At 72.4% G+C, this 16,005-nt stretch carries 17 protein-coding genes and 1 pseudogene; 11 read left to right on the forward strand and 7 right to left on the reverse strand.

The window, feature by feature from the left end; translation table 11 throughout:
- Positions 1 to 88: 88 nt before the first annotated feature.
- Positions 89 to 907 carry a hypothetical protein gene (locus ABZ934_RS29535; RefSeq protein ID WP_361318930.1) on the forward strand — a complete coding sequence of 273 codons (819 nt, stop codon included), beginning with the start codon at positions 89 to 91 and terminating at the stop codon, positions 905 to 907.
- Between the two features lie 27 nt (positions 908 to 934).
- Here ABZ934_RS29535 and ABZ934_RS29540 read toward each other — a convergent pair whose 3' ends face one another.
- Positions 935 to 1,609, reverse strand: coding sequence for a pyridoxal 5'-phosphate synthase (locus ABZ934_RS29540; RefSeq protein ID WP_361318932.1), 675 nt, complete (start codon positions 1,607 to 1,609; stop codon positions 935 to 937).
- 429 nt (positions 1,610 to 2,038) lie between these two features.
- Here ABZ934_RS29540 and ABZ934_RS29545 point away from each other — a divergent pair, with 429 nt between their 5' ends.
- The gene (locus tag ABZ934_RS29545) at positions 2,039 to 2,557 is read left to right on the forward strand and encodes a hypothetical protein (protein WP_361318934.1); all 519 of its coding nucleotides are present in this window, start codon (positions 2,039 to 2,041) and stop codon (positions 2,555 to 2,557) included.
- A 24-nt stretch (positions 2,558 to 2,581) separates the two neighbouring features.
- On the opposite strand, the gene ABZ934_RS29550 is transcribed toward ABZ934_RS29545, so the two are convergent.
- Positions 2,582 to 3,772, reverse strand: a complete 1,191-nt coding sequence (locus ABZ934_RS29550; protein ID WP_361318936.1) for an acetyl-CoA acetyltransferase — start codon at positions 3,770 to 3,772, stop codon at positions 2,582 to 2,584.
- 179 nt (positions 3,773 to 3,951) lie between these two features.
- Between ABZ934_RS29550 and ABZ934_RS29555 the strand changes: the two genes are divergently transcribed.
- Both ABZ934_RS29555 and ABZ934_RS29560 read left to right on the forward strand, forming a co-directional pair.
- Positions 3,952 to 5,151 carry an acyl-CoA dehydrogenase family protein gene (locus ABZ934_RS29555; RefSeq protein WP_361318938.1) on the forward strand — a complete coding sequence of 400 codons (1,200 nt, stop codon included), beginning with the start codon at positions 3,952 to 3,954 and terminating at the stop codon, positions 5,149 to 5,151.
- Positions 5,148 to 5,624 carry a nitroreductase family deazaflavin-dependent oxidoreductase gene (locus tag ABZ934_RS29560; protein WP_361318940.1) on the forward strand — a complete coding sequence of 159 codons (477 nt, stop codon included), beginning with the start codon at positions 5,148 to 5,150 and terminating at the stop codon, positions 5,622 to 5,624. The genes ABZ934_RS29555 and ABZ934_RS29560 overlap by 4 nt, the downstream gene beginning before the upstream one ends.
- A 119-nt stretch (positions 5,625 to 5,743) precedes the next feature.
- On the opposite strand, the gene ABZ934_RS29565 is transcribed toward ABZ934_RS29560, so the two are convergent.
- Positions 5,744 to 6,391 carry a TetR family transcriptional regulator gene (locus ABZ934_RS29565; protein ID WP_361318942.1) on the reverse strand — a complete coding sequence of 216 codons (648 nt, stop codon included), beginning with the start codon at positions 6,389 to 6,391 and terminating at the stop codon, positions 5,744 to 5,746.
- A gap of 316 nt (positions 6,392 to 6,707) precedes the next feature.
- On the opposite strand from ABZ934_RS29565, the gene ABZ934_RS29570 reads away from it, so the two are divergent.
- The 3 genes from ABZ934_RS29570 (at position 6,708) to ABZ934_RS29580 (ending at position 10,597) form a co-directional block, all read left to right on the forward strand.
- Positions 6,708 to 7,520 carry a VOC family protein gene (locus tag ABZ934_RS29570; protein ID WP_361318944.1) on the forward strand — a complete coding sequence of 271 codons (813 nt, stop codon included), beginning with the start codon at positions 6,708 to 6,710 and terminating at the stop codon, positions 7,518 to 7,520.
- Between the two features lie 116 nt (positions 7,521 to 7,636).
- Complete coding sequence (locus tag ABZ934_RS29575) at positions 7,637 to 10,045, forward strand: PQQ-binding-like beta-propeller repeat protein (protein ID WP_361318946.1); 2,409 nt, start codon at positions 7,637 to 7,639, stop codon at positions 10,043 to 10,045.
- 54 nt (positions 10,046 to 10,099) lie between these two features.
- Positions 10,100 to 10,597, forward strand: a complete 498-nt coding sequence (locus tag ABZ934_RS29580; protein WP_361318948.1) for a peptidylprolyl isomerase — start codon at positions 10,100 to 10,102, stop codon at positions 10,595 to 10,597.
- Between the two features lie 76 nt (positions 10,598 to 10,673).
- Here ABZ934_RS29580 and ABZ934_RS29585 read toward each other — a convergent pair whose 3' ends face one another.
- Positions 10,674 to 11,486, reverse strand: coding sequence for a class I SAM-dependent methyltransferase (locus ABZ934_RS29585; protein ID WP_361318950.1), 813 nt, complete (start codon positions 11,484 to 11,486; stop codon positions 10,674 to 10,676).
- Between the two features lie 88 nt (positions 11,487 to 11,574).
- Between ABZ934_RS29585 and ABZ934_RS29590 the strand changes: the two genes are divergently transcribed.
- The 3 genes from ABZ934_RS29590 to ABZ934_RS29600 all read left to right on the forward strand — a co-directional run bounded on the left by ABZ934_RS29590 (position 11,575) and on the right by ABZ934_RS29600 (position 13,661).
- Positions 11,575 to 12,300, forward strand: coding sequence for a GntR family transcriptional regulator (locus ABZ934_RS29590; RefSeq protein ID WP_361319020.1), 726 nt, complete (start codon positions 11,575 to 11,577; stop codon positions 12,298 to 12,300).
- Between the two features lie 125 nt (positions 12,301 to 12,425).
- On the forward strand, positions 12,426 to 12,854 hold the full coding sequence (locus ABZ934_RS29595; protein WP_361318952.1) for an ATP-binding protein: 429 nt from the start codon (positions 12,426 to 12,428) through the stop codon (positions 12,852 to 12,854).
- 492 nt (positions 12,855 to 13,346) lie between these two features.
- The gene (locus ABZ934_RS29600) at positions 13,347 to 13,661 is read left to right on the forward strand and encodes a 4a-hydroxytetrahydrobiopterin dehydratase (protein ID WP_361318954.1); all 315 of its coding nucleotides are present in this window, start codon (positions 13,347 to 13,349) and stop codon (positions 13,659 to 13,661) included.
- A gap of 160 nt (positions 13,662 to 13,821) precedes the next feature.
- On the opposite strand, the gene ABZ934_RS29605 is transcribed toward ABZ934_RS29600, so the two are convergent.
- Together ABZ934_RS29605 and ABZ934_RS29610 are read right to left on the reverse strand one after the other, a co-directional pair.
- The gene (locus ABZ934_RS29605; protein ID WP_361318956.1) at positions 13,822 to 14,298 is read right to left on the reverse strand and encodes a hypothetical protein; all 477 of its coding nucleotides are present in this window, start codon (positions 14,296 to 14,298) and stop codon (positions 13,822 to 13,824) included.
- Between the two features lie 33 nt (positions 14,299 to 14,331).
- Positions 14,332 to 15,054 carry a hypothetical protein gene (locus ABZ934_RS29610; RefSeq protein WP_361318958.1) on the reverse strand — a complete coding sequence of 241 codons (723 nt, stop codon included), beginning with the start codon at positions 15,052 to 15,054 and terminating at the stop codon, positions 14,332 to 14,334.
- A 223-nt stretch (positions 15,055 to 15,277) separates the two neighbouring features.
- Between ABZ934_RS29610 and ABZ934_RS29615 the strand changes: the two are divergent.
- A pseudogene (locus ABZ934_RS29615) lies at positions 15,278 to 15,362 on the forward strand (IS5/IS1182 family transposase); the annotation flags it as partial.
- A gap of 81 nt (positions 15,363 to 15,443) precedes the next feature.
- Here ABZ934_RS29615 and ABZ934_RS29620 read toward each other — a convergent pair.
- Positions 15,444 to 15,965: a hypothetical protein gene (locus ABZ934_RS29620; protein ID WP_361318960.1), complete on the reverse strand. Its 522-nt coding sequence runs from the start codon at positions 15,963 to 15,965 to the stop codon at positions 15,444 to 15,446.
- Positions 15,966 to 16,005: the final 40 nt, after the last annotated feature.

Genomic DNA, 16,005 nt, shown 5'->3' on the forward strand with positions numbered 1-16,005 from the left:
GGCGGAACGGCTGCGTCCCCGGGCGGAATCCGGCGATCCTGGGGTGTCGCCAGAAAGGTCCGTACCACCTCACCCCTCGGAGCAGCCGGTGTCCTCGCAGGAGATCCCCCTCACGATCACCCCCGAGCAGGCCGCCTACGGCGTGATCCTGCCGGTGTCCCTGCCCGGCGGTGGGAGCGCGCGCCTGCGGATTCCCGCGGGCTGCCGGGACGGTGAACTCGTACGGGCGCGCGTCGGCGACCGCGAGGTGCTGGTGCGGATACGGGTTGCGGCGGCGGGGGCCGGGGCGGGGGCCGGGGCGGGGGCCGGGGCGGGTGGCGCCGCGGGGCCGGCGACCGTCGCGTCCGCGGTGCCCGGGCAGCCGCCGCGGCCGGCCAAGTCGTCCGGTGTCGGCGGGTGCCTGGCGGTGGTCGGCGTCGTCGCGGCCGTCATCATCGCCGCGATCGCGGTGAACAGCGGCGGCGGCGACAAACACTCCTCGTCGTCATCCTCGTCGTCCTCCTCGTCGCCGACACCGACGTACAGCTCCTGGTCGCCGGCGCCGCTGCCGACCGACACGTCGTACACCTCCGGAACGGGCAGCGGCGGCGCCGGCAGCTACCCGTACCCCACCACCGCGCCGACGACGGCGGATCCGAGCCCGTTCGACACGGGTACCTGCCTCAACGGGCAGTTGCCGGACTCGACTACCGCGCAGCGCGTCGACAACGTGGAGGAGGTCTCCTGCTCGGCGTCGGACGCGCACTACAAGGTGATCCAGCGGTTCGGCTTCACCTCCGACCTGCACCGCTGCGACGACACCGCGCGCACGGAGTACGCGTTCTCGTACCGCTACACCCTCAACGGGGCCCCGATCAACGAGTACGTGTACTGCCTGATCGGCCTCGGCTCCTACTCGCGGAGCTGAGCCGCGCGGACCCCTCCGGCGGCGGGCTCACGGCCACAGGAGGCCGCGCGTCCAGGTGCCCGCGGGATCGCGCCGGTAGTGGAGCCGGGTGTGGCGGCGGGCGGCGTCGCCCTGGAAGAACTCGACCTCCGCCGGGGCCAGCACGTACCGCGTCCACGTCGGCGCGGACACCTCGGGGTCGGCTCCGGCGCGGACCCAGGCCGCCGCCGACGCCTCGGCCAGCTCCGCCAGGGAGCCCAGCACCTCGCTCTGGCGGCCGGTCAGCGCCGCCGCCAGTGCGGCGCGCGAGCGCACCGCCAGGTCCTCGCGGCTCTCCTGCGGCCCGCAGGCCGTGACTCGGCCCCGGACGCGGATCTGGCGGCCCACCGCAGGCCAGTAGAAGCCGAGGGCGGCGGCCGGCTGCCCGGCCAACTGGCTGCCCTTGGCGCTGGTGGCGTGCGAGGCGAAGTGCCAGCCGCGGGCGTCGGCGTCGTGCAGCATCAGGGTCCGGACGTCGGGCCGCCCGTCGGCGTCCACCGTCGCCAGGCTCATCGTGTGCGGCTCGGGCTGCCCGGCGCGGGCGGCGTGCGTGAACCACTCCCGGAACAGTTCCAACGGCTCGGCGGGCGCGGTCCCGGGGTCGAAGGAGGGAAGCGGGGTGTCCCACACGCGCAGGGAGTGCAGCGTCTTGCGAAAGTCGTCGCTACCGGTCTCAGGGGTCATGCGGCCATGGAATCATCCCACCGACACGGATGCGTATGCCCGTCCGGGCCTGGGGTGGCGAGGGGGGTGGGCTGCGCCGGTGCCCCGCTTCGCGGCGGCGCGGTCGGGCGCTGCGCGGAGCTGTCCCCTACCCGCCCTTCCCCCGTTCCCCGGGCTCCGCCCAGACCCGCGCCTCAATCGCCGGCGGGCAACTTCAGCCTCGCCGGCGTTTGAGGCGCGGGGGTCCGGGGGGCTGGCCCCCGGCAACAGCGGCGCACGTAGGCTCCGGGGCCCGCCCGGGGTTCGGGGCCCGGCTCGGGCAACCTCAGCCCCGCCGGCGATTGAGGCGCCGGGCGGCCAGTCCCTCCCGGATGGGGGAAAGTGCCTCCGGCACGGCCCGAGGCGTTCATATGATGTGCCCTCATCAAACAGCTAGGGGTGGGGGCACCGATGGACCGCACAGACCGCACAGACCGCACAGACCGCACAGACGCCACCGGCGCGAGACGCGGCGGGCGTACGGGGACGGTGCTCCGCCGGGCACTGGCCACGCTGCTGCTGGCCGGCATGGCCGTCGCCTGCGGGCCCGATACGGGGACCGCCCCGGCCCGGTCCCTGGCGCCGCCGACCACACCCCCGGCGGTCACGTCCGCCCCGCCCTCGTCCACCCCGCTCCCCGGCCCCTCGGCCTCGGTGGCCGCCTCGGCGACCGTCGCCGTATCGACCCCCTCCGCCGAACCGACGACGCGGCCCGCGACGAAGCCCACGACCCAGGACCCGGCCCCGGAGCCGACCCGCGAGGCGACGCCCGCCGCGGAGACTTCCTGCGAGATCGTCTCCGACGCGGGCAACTGCTACAAGGCGGGCCAGTTCTGCCGTAAGGCCGATGTCGGCCGCGAGACGCACGGCGCCAACGGACGCCTCATTTACTGCCGACCGGACGGCAGTCGGTCCCGCTGGAACTACTGAGCCGCCGGCAGGGGCGGGCCGGGGCTACCGCCCCAGGACGACCGTCCCCGACGAGCAGAACCAACCGCCGGTGCCCGAGGCCAGCGCGACCTCGGGCAACCGGCCGTCCCGTCTGGTGACCTGCCGGCCCGGACCGGCCTCGCCGCGGAGTTGACGGACCGCCTCCACCAGCAGGAACAGCCCCCGCATCCCCGGATGGCAGGCCGAGAGACCACCGCCGTCGGTGTTCACGGGCAGCTCGCCGTCCCGCAACAGCCGCCCCTTCTCCACGAACGCCCCGCCCTCGCCCTTCGCGCAGAAGCCGAGGTCCTCCAGCGTCACCAGGGTCATGTACGTGAAGGCGTCGTAGATCTGCGCCAGGTCCACGTCCGCCGGGGTCAGCCCGGCCCGTTCGAAGGCCAGGCGCCCCGAGACCGCCGCCGGGGAGACGGTGAAGTTCTCCCACTCCGACATGGTGGTGTGGGAGACGGAGGTGCCCGAGCCCAGGACCCACACGGGCGCCTTCGCGGTGTCCGGTACGTAGTCCTCCGCCGCGAGGAGCACGGCGCAGCCGCCGTCCGAGCGGATGCAGCAGTGCAGCTTCGTGAAGGGGTCCGCGATCATCTCGGCGGACAGCACGTCCTCCACCGTGATCGGGTCGCGGTACATCGCGTCCGGATTGGTCGCGGCGTTCGCCCGGGCCTGCACGGCGACGGCCGCGAGCTGCTCCGCCGTGGTGCCGTACTCGTGCATGTGGCGGCGCGCGGCCATCGCGTACTTCGCGACGAGGGTGTGGCCGTACGGGACCTCGAACTGGAGCGGGCCCCGCGCCCCGAAGGACAGGTTGGAGGTGCGCCGCCGGGCCTTGATGTCGGCCCGGGCGGTGGAGCCGTAGACCAGCAGGACGGCGTTGGCGTGGCCGGCGGCGATGGCGTCGGCGGCGTGGGCCGCCATGACCTCCCAGGTGGAGCCGCCGACGGAGGTGGAGTCGACCCAGGTGGGCCGCAGCCCCAGGTACTCGGCCACCTCGACGGGGGCCAGGGTGCCGAGCCCGGCCGAGGCCAGACCGTCGATGACCGAGCGGTCCAGTCCCGAGTCGACGAGCGCCCGGCGGGCGGCCTGGGCGTGCAGGGCGTAGGGGGTGGGTCCGTCCACCCGGCCGCAGTCCGAGAGCGCGACGCCGACGACGGCGACCCTGCGGCGGGGTGCGGAGGCGGCGGAGAGGGGTCCAGGCATGAGGAGACGGTATATCTGACGAGCCGTCAGCCGCTAGGTCGGGTGGCGAACGTCCGCACGGCCTTGTGAGTTCGACGGTGTCGGCCCCTGGGCATCCGCGACTCCCCGGCCTAGCATGACGGCCCGTCAGATACCCCCTCGGCCACCGCCGGGGAGGTTTCCCCGGGAGGAGCCCGACGATGGACGCCGCCTTCACCGCGGAGCAGGACGAGATGCGCCGCACCCTGCGCGAGATCCTGGGCAAACGCTGCGGCCCGGACGAGGTCAAGGCCGCCGTCCGCACCGCCGCCGGACACGACCCCGAGCTGTGGCGGCGGCTCTCCCGGCAGCTCGGCCTGCCGGGCATCGCCATCGCCGAGGAGTACGGCGGGGTCGGCTGCGCGCCCGCCGACCTGGCCCTGGCCTGCGAGGAGACCGGGCGCGTACTGCTGCCCTCCCCGCTGCTGGCCACCGCCGGGCTCGTCGCCCCGCTGATCGGTGCCCTCGGGACGCCCGCCCAGCGCGCGGCGCTGCTGCCCCCGCTCGCCGCCGGGACGCTGACCGCCGCGCTCGCCGTACCCGGCACGGCCCTGGCCACGGCCCTCGCACTGACCGGGGACAACACCCCGGGCGACTGGTCGGGGGGCGGCCGGGCGGGCGGGGTACAGGCCCGCGGCGACGGAGCCGGCGGCCGGCGGCTGTACGGGGAGGCCGCCCAGGTCCTGGACGGGCACAGCGCCGGGCTGCTGCTCGTCGCCGCGCACACCGGCGGCTTCGCCCGCAGCCGTACCCTGCTGTTCCTCGTACGGGGGGACGCGCCCGGTCTCGTGCGCGCCCGACAGGCCACCCTCGACGAGACCCGGCCGCAGGGCCGCGTCCAACTGCGCGACGTGGAAGCCGAACTGCTGGGCGGCGAGGACGGAAACGATGCCGCCGACGTGGCCGGGGCGCTCGCCGCGACCGGCCGCACCGTCGCCACCGCCCTCGCCGCCGAGGCGGTCGGCGCGGCCGGGCAGGCGCTGGCCCGCACGGTGGAGTACGTACGCCGGCGCGAGCAGTTCGGCCGCGCGGTCGGCTCCTTCCAGGCGGTCAAACACCGCCTCGCCGATCTCTACGTCCAGGTCCAGGCGGCCCGGTCCGCCGCGTACTACGCCGCTTGGGACCCCGATCAGGGCGGACTCGCCCTCGCCCAGGCGCTGGAGGCGCTCCGGCTGACCGCCGCGGAGGCCATCCAACTGCACGGCGGCATCGGCTTCACCTGGGAACACGACGCGCACCTCTACTTCAAGCGGGCCGCGGCCGACGAACTGCTCTTCGGCCCCGCCCACCGGCTCCGGGCGCACGCCGCACAGCGCGCCGGGCTCTTCCCGGCCATCCAAGAGAGGACGGCCGCGCGATGACAGCCGTCGGTGTCCGCCTGATGCAGAAGGTCTCCTCGACCCTGCTCTTCGCCAAGATCGCGCCGCACGTGATCCCCGCCATGGACAAGGCGGTGCACAAACTCACCCGTGGCAAGGTCATCCTGAGCGCGCAGATGCTCCCGGGGCTGATCCTCACCGCCAAGGGCGCCAGAACGAGCGAGCCGCGCACCACCCCGCTCGCCTGCATGCCGCTAGACAACGGCGCGAGTTGGCTGCTGATCGGCTCCAACTTCGGCCGCCCCGGCCACCCGGCCTGGACCGCCAACCTGCTCAAACACCCCGATGCGCACGTGAGTTGGCGCGGCAGGGAGATCGCCGTACGGGCCCGGCTGCTCCAGGGCGAGGAACGCGCGGCGGCCTGGCGTGAGGCCCTGGCGTTCTGGCCGCCGTACGCGACGTACCAGGCGCGCATCGAGCGGGAGATCCGACTGTTCCGGCTGGACCGCCGCTGATCACGGCACGTCAGGCCCCGGGGACCGACCCGGGCCCCGGCGGCGGACCCGGACCCCTTGGCGGCGGACCCGGCCCCTGCGGCGGACCTGGACCCCTGGCAGGGGTCCGGGGTCCGCCGTTACTTGGTCGGCTTCTTGCCGGTGATGCCCAGGTGGACCAGGAGCGCCAGGTTCGGCTTGAGTTCGGCCTGCTTCACGCCCCAGGTCTGGAACCCCTTCTGGTGCGAGGCGACCGCGGCCAGCATCGCGACCAGCGAACCGGCCATCGCGGCAGGGCTGAGGTCCTTGTCGACCTTGCCCTTGGCCTGGAGTTCCTTCATCGACTCGGTGAGGGAGTTGGTGACGGAGTTCAGGATCTTCATGCGGATCTTGTAGAACCGCTTGTCGCCCTCGGCCGCGCCGAGGTCGACGACCCGCAGGATCGCGTCGTTGCGGCGCCAGAAGTCCAGGAAGCCCTCGACCAGTTCCTCGGCCGCGCTCCAGCCGGCCTTGCCGACCCAGTTGCGGCCCTCGACGAGCGCCGTCAACTGGGCGCCCTCCGTGGCCATTTCCTCGGCGATCTCCAGGACGGCACCTTCGACGTCCGGGAAGTACTGGTAGAAGGTCGCGGGGGAGGTACCGGCCTTGCGCGCGACGTCGATCACCTTGACGTCGCGGTACGGCGAGGAGCTGAGCATCTCGCCGAGGCAGTCGAGCAGCTTCTGCCGCGTCGCCTGGCCGCGCCGGCCGGCGACACGCCCGTCGACGGTGCGTACTTGTCCTGTCATGCCGTCAGCTTACCGAGGGGTGATGGGCGCGCTATTCGGCCGCCTGCAAATGGGGTCAACCGGCCGCCGACCTGGGCCACAGCGCCTCCGCGCCCGACCGTCCGATGCATTTCGGCCGTTTCCCACGTCGTTTCCCCCGGAGCGCCCCACCTCCGCCGACCGGTCGCAGACCGTCACCGACCTCACCCGTATCGTGGCGTAATCCCCCGAATAGTCTTGTCAACAGGCTGTGGACAAGTTTTCGGACCCATCATGGCCGGGAGGCGCAGGGCGGACAGATGGGGGCATACCCCCGCACGACGGAAGGAACCGGCCCATGACGGCATTCGCGGAAGGCTCCCCCTGCTGGGTCGACGCCTCGCTCCCGGACGTCGAGGCGGGAAAGCGCTTCTACGGTGAGCTCTTCGGGTGGACCTTCGGGGACAGCGCGGGCGCCGAGTACGGGCACTACACCCAGGCGTACAGCCGCGGCCGCAACGTCGCCGCCCTCGCCCCCAAGCCCGACGGCCGCATGCCCACCGTCTGGGGGATCTACCTCTACACCGTCGACTCCTACGCGTGCGCCGCCCGCATCCGCGCCGCCGGCGGCCAGATGGTGATGGACCCGCAGCCCGTAGGCCCGTACGGCACGGCCGCTATGGCCGCCGACCCCGGCGGCGCCGTCTTCGGCCTCTGGCAGCCCGGCACCCACCACGGCTTCGAAGCCCAGGGCGAGCCGTACACGTACCGCTGGTCGGAGGTCTACACCCGTGCCCGGGACGCCGTCGACGTGTTCTACGCCAAGGTCTTCGGCTACGTCCCCGAGGACCAGGACGACCCCGACTCCGGCATCGAGTACCGCGTCTGGTCCCCGCCCGGCAGCGCCCCCGGCTCCGCCACCGCCGTCCTGGGCCGCAGCGTGATCACCGACGCGTTCCCGGAGATCATGCCGGCGCACTTCCTCGCCTACTTCGCCGTCCCCGACTGCGACCAGACCGTGGCCACCGCGCGGCGCCTCGGCGGCCGGGTCACCGCCGATCCCGTGGACACCCCGTACGGGCGCATCGCCGTCGTCGCCGACAATCAGGGGGCGGTCTTCGGCGTGCTCTCGGAGCCCCGGACCAAAGCCGGCGGCGAATCCCGGCCCTGACCCGGGGCCGGACCAGGCGCGGGCCTGACAGAATCGGGCGTGCGCGCCGGTGGACGCGCGCTGCGGGCGGGCCCGGCATGGGCCCGTACGGCCCGTACGGGGAGGTGTGGAGGCGAGTGGTGGAGCAGCTGACGCAGCACGACCCGAGACGGATCGGCCCCTTCGAGGTGCTGGGACGGCTCGGCGCCGGCGGCATGGGGCTGGTCTACCTCGCGCGGTCGGCGTCCGGACGACGCGTCGCGATCAAGACGGTGCGGACCGAACTCGCCGAGGACCAACTGTTCCGCGTGCGCTTCACCCGCGAGGTGGAGGCGGCGCGCGCCGTCTCCGGCTTCTACACGGCGGCCGTGGTCGACGCCGACCCGCGCGCCGCCGTACCGTGGCTGGCGACCGCGTACGTACCGGCCCCCTCCCTGGAGGAGATCGTCAACGAGTGCGGGCCGATGCCCGCGCAGGCCGTACGGTGGCTCGCGGCCGGCATCGCCGAAGCCCTCCAGTCCATCCACGGCGCAGGCCTCGTCCACCGCGACCTGAAGCCGTCCAACGTGCTCGTCGTCGAGGACGGCCCGCGCGTCATCGACTTCGGCATCGCGAGCGGGGTCTCCAACACCCGGCTGACCATGACGAACGTCGCCGTCGGCACCCCCGCCTACATGTCGCCCGAGCAGGCGAAGGACTCGCGCACCGTCAAGGGCGCCAGCGATGTCTTCTCGCTCGGTTCGACGCTCGTCTTCGCCGCCACCGGACACCCGCCCTACCACGGGGCGAACCCGGTCGAGACGGTGTTCATGCTGCTGCGCGAGGGCCCGAACCTGGAGGGGCTCCCCGACGAGCTGCGGCCCCTCATCGACTCCTGCATGCAGATGGACGCCACCCGCCGCCCCACCCCGGCGGACCTCCAGGCGCAGCTGGCCCCGCACCTCTTCGAAGGCGGCGACGACAGCGGCACCGCCTCGGCCTGGCTGCCCGGCCAGGCCGTCGCCATGATCGAGGCCCGGCGCGCGGGCCTGCGTACGGCTGTGGTCCCCGGACCCGCCCGCCCGCCGCGCGGCGCCCAAGGGCCGGCGTCGGGCCCCGCCACGCACCGGCGGCGCGAGCCCGCCGAGTCCTGGGTGGACCCGCGCACCGGCCAGGCCGCCCCGCCGCTGCCGCCCCACCCGCCAGGGCGCTCCCCGGTGCTTTCGGGCGAGCCCGTCCGGCTCGGCGCCTCCCCCGTACCGATCGGACCCGGGCCGCGCGCGACGGCCGCCGCGCCCGCCGGGGCCGGCGCCGACGTCGCGACCGGCTGGGTCCGCCCGCCGGGGGGCGCGTCCGCCGAGGCCGTCGCGGCGGTGCCGCACCAGTCCGCTTCGTCGGCGTCGACCCCGGGCCCGTCCGGCCCCGCGCCCGACAGCGGGCGCTGGCGCCCCTGGCGCTTCCGCATGTCCAACGAGGTCTGGGGCACCCCGACCGTCGCGGGCGACCTGCTCTACGTCAGTTCCTTCGAGGTGCACGCCCTGGACGTCGGCAGCGGCCGGCGCCAGTTCAAGACCAGGGACGTCGCCTGGTCCATGACCGTCGCGGACGGCCGCATCCACGCCTCCGACGGGCCCTCCCTGTACGCGCTCGACGCCTCCGACGGCTCCGAGCGGTGGAGGCTGGCCACCGAGGCGTGGGTGTACGCGCTGCGCGCTGAGCGCGGCACCGTGATCACGGCCACCCGGGGCGGCGGCGTCCAGGGCTGGGAGGCGTCCAACGGCCGGAAGCTGTGGGAGCTGAGCGGGGCGCAGTCCGACTTCGAGACCCCGGAGGCGGCGCCCGTCCTGCACGACGGCACCGTCTACGTGTGGCAGGACGCCCGGCTGCGCGCCCTGGACGCCCGCTCCGGCCTGGAGGCCTGGTCGTACCCGGTCGGCGACGCGGCGGCCTGTGGGAACGTGCCGGTACGGGTCACGCCGGCGCCGGACGGGAACGTCTACGTCGCCGCCGGGACCCGCGTCCTGTCCGTGGACCGGGCCTCGGGGCGGGTGCGCTGGCACTTCGAGGCCCCGGCCGTCTTCCTGGCGCCCCCGGCCTTCGCGCCGGGCGCGGCGGTGACCGGCGGCGGCGTGTACCTCGTCGACTACCTGGGCACCGTCTACGCCCTGGACGCGGTGACCGGCAAGGACCGCTGGCGCATCGCGACGGAGTCGCGGCCCTCGCCGGACCCGGTCCTGGTGGCGGCCGGCAACGTCCACCTGGGCGCGGGCAGCGCCCTCTACACGCTCGACGCGGTCACCGGCACCCCGAAGTGGCGGTTCGCGGCTGGCGGGGAGATCACCGGCTCGCCGGCGGTCGCGGACGGCCGCGTGCACTTCGGCTCGGCGGACCACTGCCTCTACACCCTGGACGCGGCGGGCGGACAGCTGCGCTGGAAGCTGGCCACGGGCGGCGAGATCACCGGCGCCCCGGTGGCCGAGTCGGGGGTGGTCTACGCGTGCAGCAAGGACCGCTGCGTGTACGCGCTGGACGCGGCGAAGGGGACGGGCACCCGGACGGGCGTGTGAGCGCGGCAGGGGCCCTGGGTCGCGCGCGGCACCGGGAGTGACAGGATGGACCCCATGAGCAACGTCTACTTCGACATCAACATCAACGGCGAGTCCGCGGGCCGCATCGTCTTCAACCTCTTCGACGAGGTCGTCCCGAAGACGGCCCAGAACTTCCGCGAGCTGGCCACCGGCCAGCACGGCTTCGGCTACGCCGGTTCGCCCTTCCACCGCGTCATCCCCGAGTTCATGCTCCAGGGCGGTGACTTCACCAACCAGAACGGCACCGGCGGCAAGAGCATCTACGGCGAGAAGTTCGCCGACGAGAACTTCCAGCTGAAGCACGACCGGCCGTTCCTGCTGTCCATGGCGAACGCCGGCAAGAACACCAACGGCTCGCAGTTCTTCATCACCACGATCCCCACCCCGTGGCTCGACGGCAAGCACGTCGTCTTCGGCGAGGTCGTCGAGGGCTCGGACCTGGTCAAGAAGATCGAGTCCCTGGGCTCCCAGTCCGGCCGCACCTCGGCCAAGATCGAGATCGCGGCCTCGGGCGTCGTCGACGCCGCCTGACCCCTCCCGCTCCGGCCGGCCGGCCCCGTCCCCTCCGGGGGACCGGGGCCGCCGCCATGTCGGGCCGTCTCGTCGGCTACACCGTGGCCACGGCCAGCATGTGGGAACTCGCGGCGAGCAGGTCGGGGTGCGGCTCGGCGAGGCGCGCCGCCGTCAGGGCGGCCTCGAACATCTTCGAGTCGATGAGGCTGTCCTTGGTGTGCAGCTCGGTCGCCTTGAGCGCCGACCACACCGGGCCCTCGATGCCGTACACCCGCGGTGCGCTCAGGCCCGCCTCACGCATCTCCGCGGCCAAGCCCTCTCCGGTGTGGAAGTAGGCGCTGGTGAAGCCTTTGCGGCCTGGTTCGTGGATGCCGCTGACGAGGATGTCCGAGACGGCGTCGCGTACCCGCTCGATGGTGAGCATGGTGGTGGCCACATGCTCGAAGAGGGATGCGTACCTGCCGATGGCCGCCGCGGCGACGAGCCCGCCGGGGCGGACGACGCGCACCGCTTCGCGTAGTGCCTTGACGCGATCTCCGTGGTCGAGCAGGTGGTAGAGCGGGCCGAGGACGAGCGCGACGTCATACGTGCCGTCGTCCGCCGCGAGGGAGCGGGCGTCGCCGAGCGCGCTGTTGAATCCAGCAGCGGTGGCCTCCTCGACGTGGCGGGGAACGGGGTCGATGAGGTCGACCTCGTACCCGTCCTCGGCCAGCCAACGCGCGTGCGCACCGGGCCCCGCGCCGATGTCGATGACCCGTGCGGGCGCGGTCGGCAGATGGCGCCGCAGTAGTTCCTGCGTGCGAACCATCTCCAGCGCCCCGTCCGCGCTGCTGCTGAGCCGGTCGGATTCGCTGATCGTCTCGCTGTAGAAGTCGATGATCTCTGGACCTACGGAGTGAGTCGGCATGCTCTCGATTCTCAACCCTGGCCACGCAGCGATGGTAGCCCTTAGCCTGACCGGTCAACCGGTCAGCTCAAAAGGTTGGGAAACGTATATGCCACCTCTCAAGTACGAACAGATCGCGGAGAGTTTGCGCAGCCGCATCACTGAAGGCGAGTTCGGTCCGGGAGACATCCTGCCGTCCAGCCGCGATCTGTGCGAACAGTGGGCGGTTTCGCGGGCCACGGCCATCAAGGCGATGGAGGTGCTGCGTTCCGATGGACTGGTGGTGCCGTATCAGGGGCGTGGTTTCGCAGTCACGGAGGCTCCGGTGGCCCGTCCGGCGGGCGGCCGGGGGTCGGGAACGACGCGGGCGCAGGGAGGACCGTACCGTCGACTTGGTGCGCCGGACATGCTGGTGCCGCCTTCGCACGTCGCTGACGCCCTGGGGCTCGCGCCGGGTCGTCAGGCGCTGCATAGGGCGCGGCTGGGGCTCACGCATGACGGCCAGCCTCACTCCTTGGTGGTCGCATGGTTCCCGCCGGAGGTGGCGGAGCTCTGCCCGCGTCTGCATCAGAACGGCCCGATCGCCGAGGGAACGACCCACTATGTGCGGCGCGCCACAGGTTGGCTGTCGGTCCGTGGAGTGGACACGACTTCGGTACGCCTGGCAACGAGGGCGGAGGCTGAACTCTTTCAGGTGAAGCGCCCTTGCGCGGTCGCGGTGGTGCTCCACACCGCTTACGACGACCGTGGCAAGGCCCTGGTCTGCGAGGAGGGCGTGACTCCGGAGGGGCTGTGGGAACGCGTGGACAACTATGCGATGAATCAGGGTGATTGACTGGACCGGTCCACCGGTCCAGTCTTTGGGGGCGAGGCCGTCTCGGTTCTCGCGGTGCATGCAGATGCCCCCGCGACCGCTCGAACGGTCCGGGGGTTTGGCCAGCGCTGCGAAGGAGCGTCAGCATGGGGCGTTGTATCGGCTTGTCCGGGAGCGAGCGTGAAGTCGTACGCCGGTGGCGACGGGAGGCGCGGGCGGTGCCGGGTGCGCGGGCGCAGTTGCGCGAGGTCCTGAGCGGGTGGGGGATGTCCGAGCTGGAGGGGGACGCGCTGCTCGTCGTCTCCGAGCTGGTGACCAATGCCGTCCGGCATGCGGCCGGTCCCCGGGACCGTGAGATCGAGACCCGGTACGCAAGGCTGCCTGATGGGCTCCGGATCGAGGTGCACGACACGGGCGCGGCACGACCACAAGTCGGGGCGCCGGAGCTGGAAGGGGACTGTGGACGCGGGCTCTTCCTGGTGGCGGCAGTCGCGGAACGGTGGGGCGTGGGGGAACGTGTCGGTCCGGGCAAACGGGTGTGGGCGGAGTTGTCCGTGAAGGTGGGATCGGTGTGAGCAGTCTGGTGAGCCCGTCGGACTGGGTGTTGAGTGCCGACAGGTCGGGGAGCGGGCCCGTGTACGAGTCCGAGTGCACGTCGTGCCTTGACGGTTCCGGGCCGGCGGACGAGGACCGGGCTCCGGCGGTGTGGGCGCTGCGGCACGCTTGCCGTACGGGACACACCGGGTACCGCCGCATCGTCACGGACTTTCAGCGGGCCGCGCCGGTACGCCTTCCACGGTGACAACCACGAGTGCATCCTCCGGGGCGGTGACCACACAAACCAGAACGGCACCGGCGGGTAGAGCATCTCGCAACACCAACGGCTTGCAGTTCTTCATCACCACGATCCCCCACCCCGTAGCTCGATATCTGCCACTGTGGTCGCGCTCATGCCCGCGCCCGTCGCCTGCGCCAACCGGCCACGTACGGGCCATGAGGCCGTGGCACGATGCCTTGGCAGGCCGGGGCCCGCTGAGGTCCCGGCTCCGTGACCGAGGGGAGCTGACATGGGCGTACCTAAGCCGCTGACGCACGAGGAGATCGCCGAGAACCTGGCCGAGTTGCCGGGGTGGGAGCAGGACAGCGACGTGATTACCCGCACTTATGAGATCCCGTACCACGCGGCGGTCGCGGCGATCGTGACGATCGCCGATCGGTCCCGGCGCATTCAGCACCACGCGGATCTCGACCTACGAATAGATCACCTGCGCGCGTCGATCACTACGCACGACGCCGGGAATCGACTCACCGCCTCGGACTTCGACCTCGCCCGCCGCATTGACGCAATCGTCGCCGCGCACCAGGCCCTGCCGATCGACTGATCGCGAACGCACGAAGACACGCCCCGCCTGCCCCAGGCAGAGGGGCGTGTGCCGGGTGGTGGGCAGCGGGCGCTGAATGCCACGGCGTTCTCGTGGGTCCACTGGGTGACGGTGGCGGCAACCCGCCGTCCCAGCAACGGTCGCCCGCACCCCTGACCGATCAGGAGGCTGAACCCGATCTGCGCCACCAGCCGTTGCGTCGGCGGCCCTGTGCCCGACCGGATTCGTTGATGTTGATATCGCCGCCCGCCTGGTTGACGCTGGCCTGGCCCGAGGCGTTGGCGGTCTGCTGTATAGCGCCGGAGTGCGGCGGACTGTCAGGTGGAGGCAGGAGCGGAGCAAGCTCCTGGTCCAAGAGCCGCTGAAGCTCGCTTGCCAGGGCGGGATCACCGCGAACCAGCCGCTGAAATCTGAGCTGCCAGCCGTCTGTCAGCCTCTCCTCAGCGGCGGCATCATGCGTCCGGCGCGCCTCCAGCACCTCGCCCCGTACGTCTGTCAGCTCATCCTCGATGGCCGGAACGTGCTCCGGACGGGCGCGCTGCCACAGCGCAACCGTGGAGGAACGCGCCTGCTGCCAGGCGTCTGTCGCCATCGCGCTCACCAGGGCGGTCGCGACCGCCAGTATCAATGCCTCCACAATGCCTCCTGTACGTCGGAAACCCCGCACGTGTCATGACCGTGCGAGGGCCCACACCACGGCGTCGAACCGTACGGCGAAGGTGAGGTCCTCCGGGAGTGTCTTCACCTGGAGCCGGGCGATGCGTCCACCATCTGTCCTCACGCAGAACACGGCGTCCGGAGTAACGGGTGCGTATGCAGAACCGGTGGTGTCCACCGAAGCGGCGCAGGCTGCTTGGTCCGGTATCCCGTGGCCCTCCCACAGGGCCACGGCCCCGCCGGTCCCCGCCGTGACCACCAACCGGTCCAGCATCCCGAGGTTGATGTCGCCGGTGGCCATGAGAGAGGTCGCCGAGGTGGGCCGCTCGCCGTCCAGTTCCTTACCACCGCTGGTGTCCAGGGCCAGAGTGCCCCGCCATTGCTCGGGGGGAGGGGTTGCCACACGGGTGCCGCCCGTGCTGTCGCCACCTGCTTTCGGACCGGTGGCCGTTGTGCCCTGTGGCAGGGCTGGAACGCCCTGCCCCGAAGCGCTCCCCGATTCGTCGGCAACGAGGGCGTGCATGCCCACCGCACCGACGACGACGGCGATCAGGCTCACAAGGGCGGTCCACGGGCTGTTTCGAATGGTGGTGCTGACAGTGGTGCTCTGGGCGGTGTGGTCGCGCCCCGCCTGCTGGACCGAGCCGTTTCCGGTCGCACTTCCGGTCATGCCCGTGTAGGGCCCCGATCCACCGGGTTCGTAAGGGGTGTTGGAGTCGTCGCCGGATGCTGCCACAAGGTCCCCCTGTCCACATGGCCTAAGAGCCATGAGGGTAGCGGCATGCACCTGACGCGCGGCAAGGTTTGCGCGGACTCGATCGCCCCGCACCCCTGACCCGGGTGGCGGTGGCGGCGCTGTCGTGGCCTCAGCGCGGTGGTCGGCGTCGGCACGGCGACCGGGAAGTGCTCGCCGCGTCGTTCGGGGCGACGGCTCTCCGGTGCCCAGGGCGGAAGGTTCGGGCATCGAATCCTCGCAGCGACTGGGGCGCCATCGCTGGACCGTCGAACGCACCGGGGCCCAGCTGCCGGCTGCCACCGCGAACGTAAGCCGAGGAGACCCTTGCAGTCACCGGCATCGCCTGCACCCTCATCTGTTACAGAGGACCGGCACATGAGATGGCGCCTCTAGGGACGGTCCGGCGGCGCCGGGGGCCACGGCTCGTCGTCGTGGCGGGTGGGGGAGGTCGGGGCCGGGCTGGTGGGCGGGAGATCGCGGTCATGGAAGCGGCGGCGGGGTCGGCCGCGCATGACGGCCGCCGCCAGGAGGAGCAGCGCGCCGGCGCCGAACGCGCTCGCCACGCCCGCACCGACGCTCCGGGCGCCGCCGACGGAGAGGCTTCCCAAGGCTTGGCCCTGACGGACCATCCACAGCACGGCGAAGCCGAGGACCACGACCCCTGCGAGCGCCATCAGGGCGCGCGAGCGCAGCACGATCGCGATGAGGGCCAGGAGCGCCGCGACGCAGAACGGCAGCAGCAGCCCGGTGAACAGGGCGGCCTTGGCTCCGGTGATCCCGCTCGGGGAGAAGAGTTCCACCAGCCGGTAGTCGCGCCCGTGCCGGCCGTCGTACCAGGCACGGAAGGGACTCCAGACGGCGACCGCGGCCCCGATCAGGCCGAGGATCGAGCCGAGTACGTTGCGGATCATGCCCGACCCTCCGGGGTTAGGGATCTTGGTCCCCGACGCT

This window comes from Streptomyces sp. NPDC046557, from assembly GCF_040645975.1.
Lineage (GTDB): Bacteria > Actinomycetota > Actinomycetes > Streptomycetales > Streptomycetaceae > Streptomyces.

Excerpts from the sequence above, each read along its gene's own strand:
- ABZ934_RS29540 (WP_361318932.1), bottom strand. The coding sequence starts at position 1,609 with ATGACCCCTGAGACCGGTAGCGACGACTTTCGCAAGACGCTGCACTCC.
- ABZ934_RS29545 (WP_361318934.1), top strand. The coding sequence starts at position 2,039 with ATGGACCGCACAGACCGCACAGACCGCACAGACCGCACAGACGCCACC.
- ABZ934_RS29550 (WP_361318936.1), bottom strand. The coding sequence starts at position 3,772 with ATGCCTGGACCCCTCTCCGCCGCCTCCGCACCCCGCCGCAGGGTCGCC.
- ABZ934_RS29555 (WP_361318938.1), top strand. The coding sequence starts at position 3,952 with ATGGACGCCGCCTTCACCGCGGAGCAGGACGAGATGCGCCGCACCCTG.
- ABZ934_RS29560 (WP_361318940.1), top strand. The coding sequence starts at position 5,148 with ATGACAGCCGTCGGTGTCCGCCTGATGCAGAAGGTCTCCTCGACCCTG.
- ABZ934_RS29565 (WP_361318942.1), bottom strand. The coding sequence starts at position 6,391 with ATGACAGGACAAGTACGCACCGTCGACGGGCGTGTCGCCGGCCGGCGC.
- ABZ934_RS29570 (WP_361318944.1), top strand. The coding sequence starts at position 6,708 with ATGACGGCATTCGCGGAAGGCTCCCCCTGCTGGGTCGACGCCTCGCTC.
- ABZ934_RS29580 (WP_361318948.1), top strand. The coding sequence starts at position 10,100 with ATGAGCAACGTCTACTTCGACATCAACATCAACGGCGAGTCCGCGGGC.
- ABZ934_RS29585 (WP_361318950.1), bottom strand. The coding sequence starts at position 11,486 with ATGCCGACTCACTCCGTAGGTCCAGAGATCATCGACTTCTACAGCGAG.
- ABZ934_RS29590 (WP_361319020.1), top strand. The coding sequence starts at position 11,575 with ATGCCACCTCTCAAGTACGAACAGATCGCGGAGAGTTTGCGCAGCCGC.
- ABZ934_RS29595 (WP_361318952.1), top strand. The coding sequence starts at position 12,426 with ATGGGGCGTTGTATCGGCTTGTCCGGGAGCGAGCGTGAAGTCGTACGC.
- ABZ934_RS29600 (WP_361318954.1), top strand. The coding sequence starts at position 13,347 with ATGGGCGTACCTAAGCCGCTGACGCACGAGGAGATCGCCGAGAACCTG.
- ABZ934_RS29620 (WP_361318960.1), bottom strand. The coding sequence starts at position 15,965 with ATGATCCGCAACGTACTCGGCTCGATCCTCGGCCTGATCGGGGCCGCG.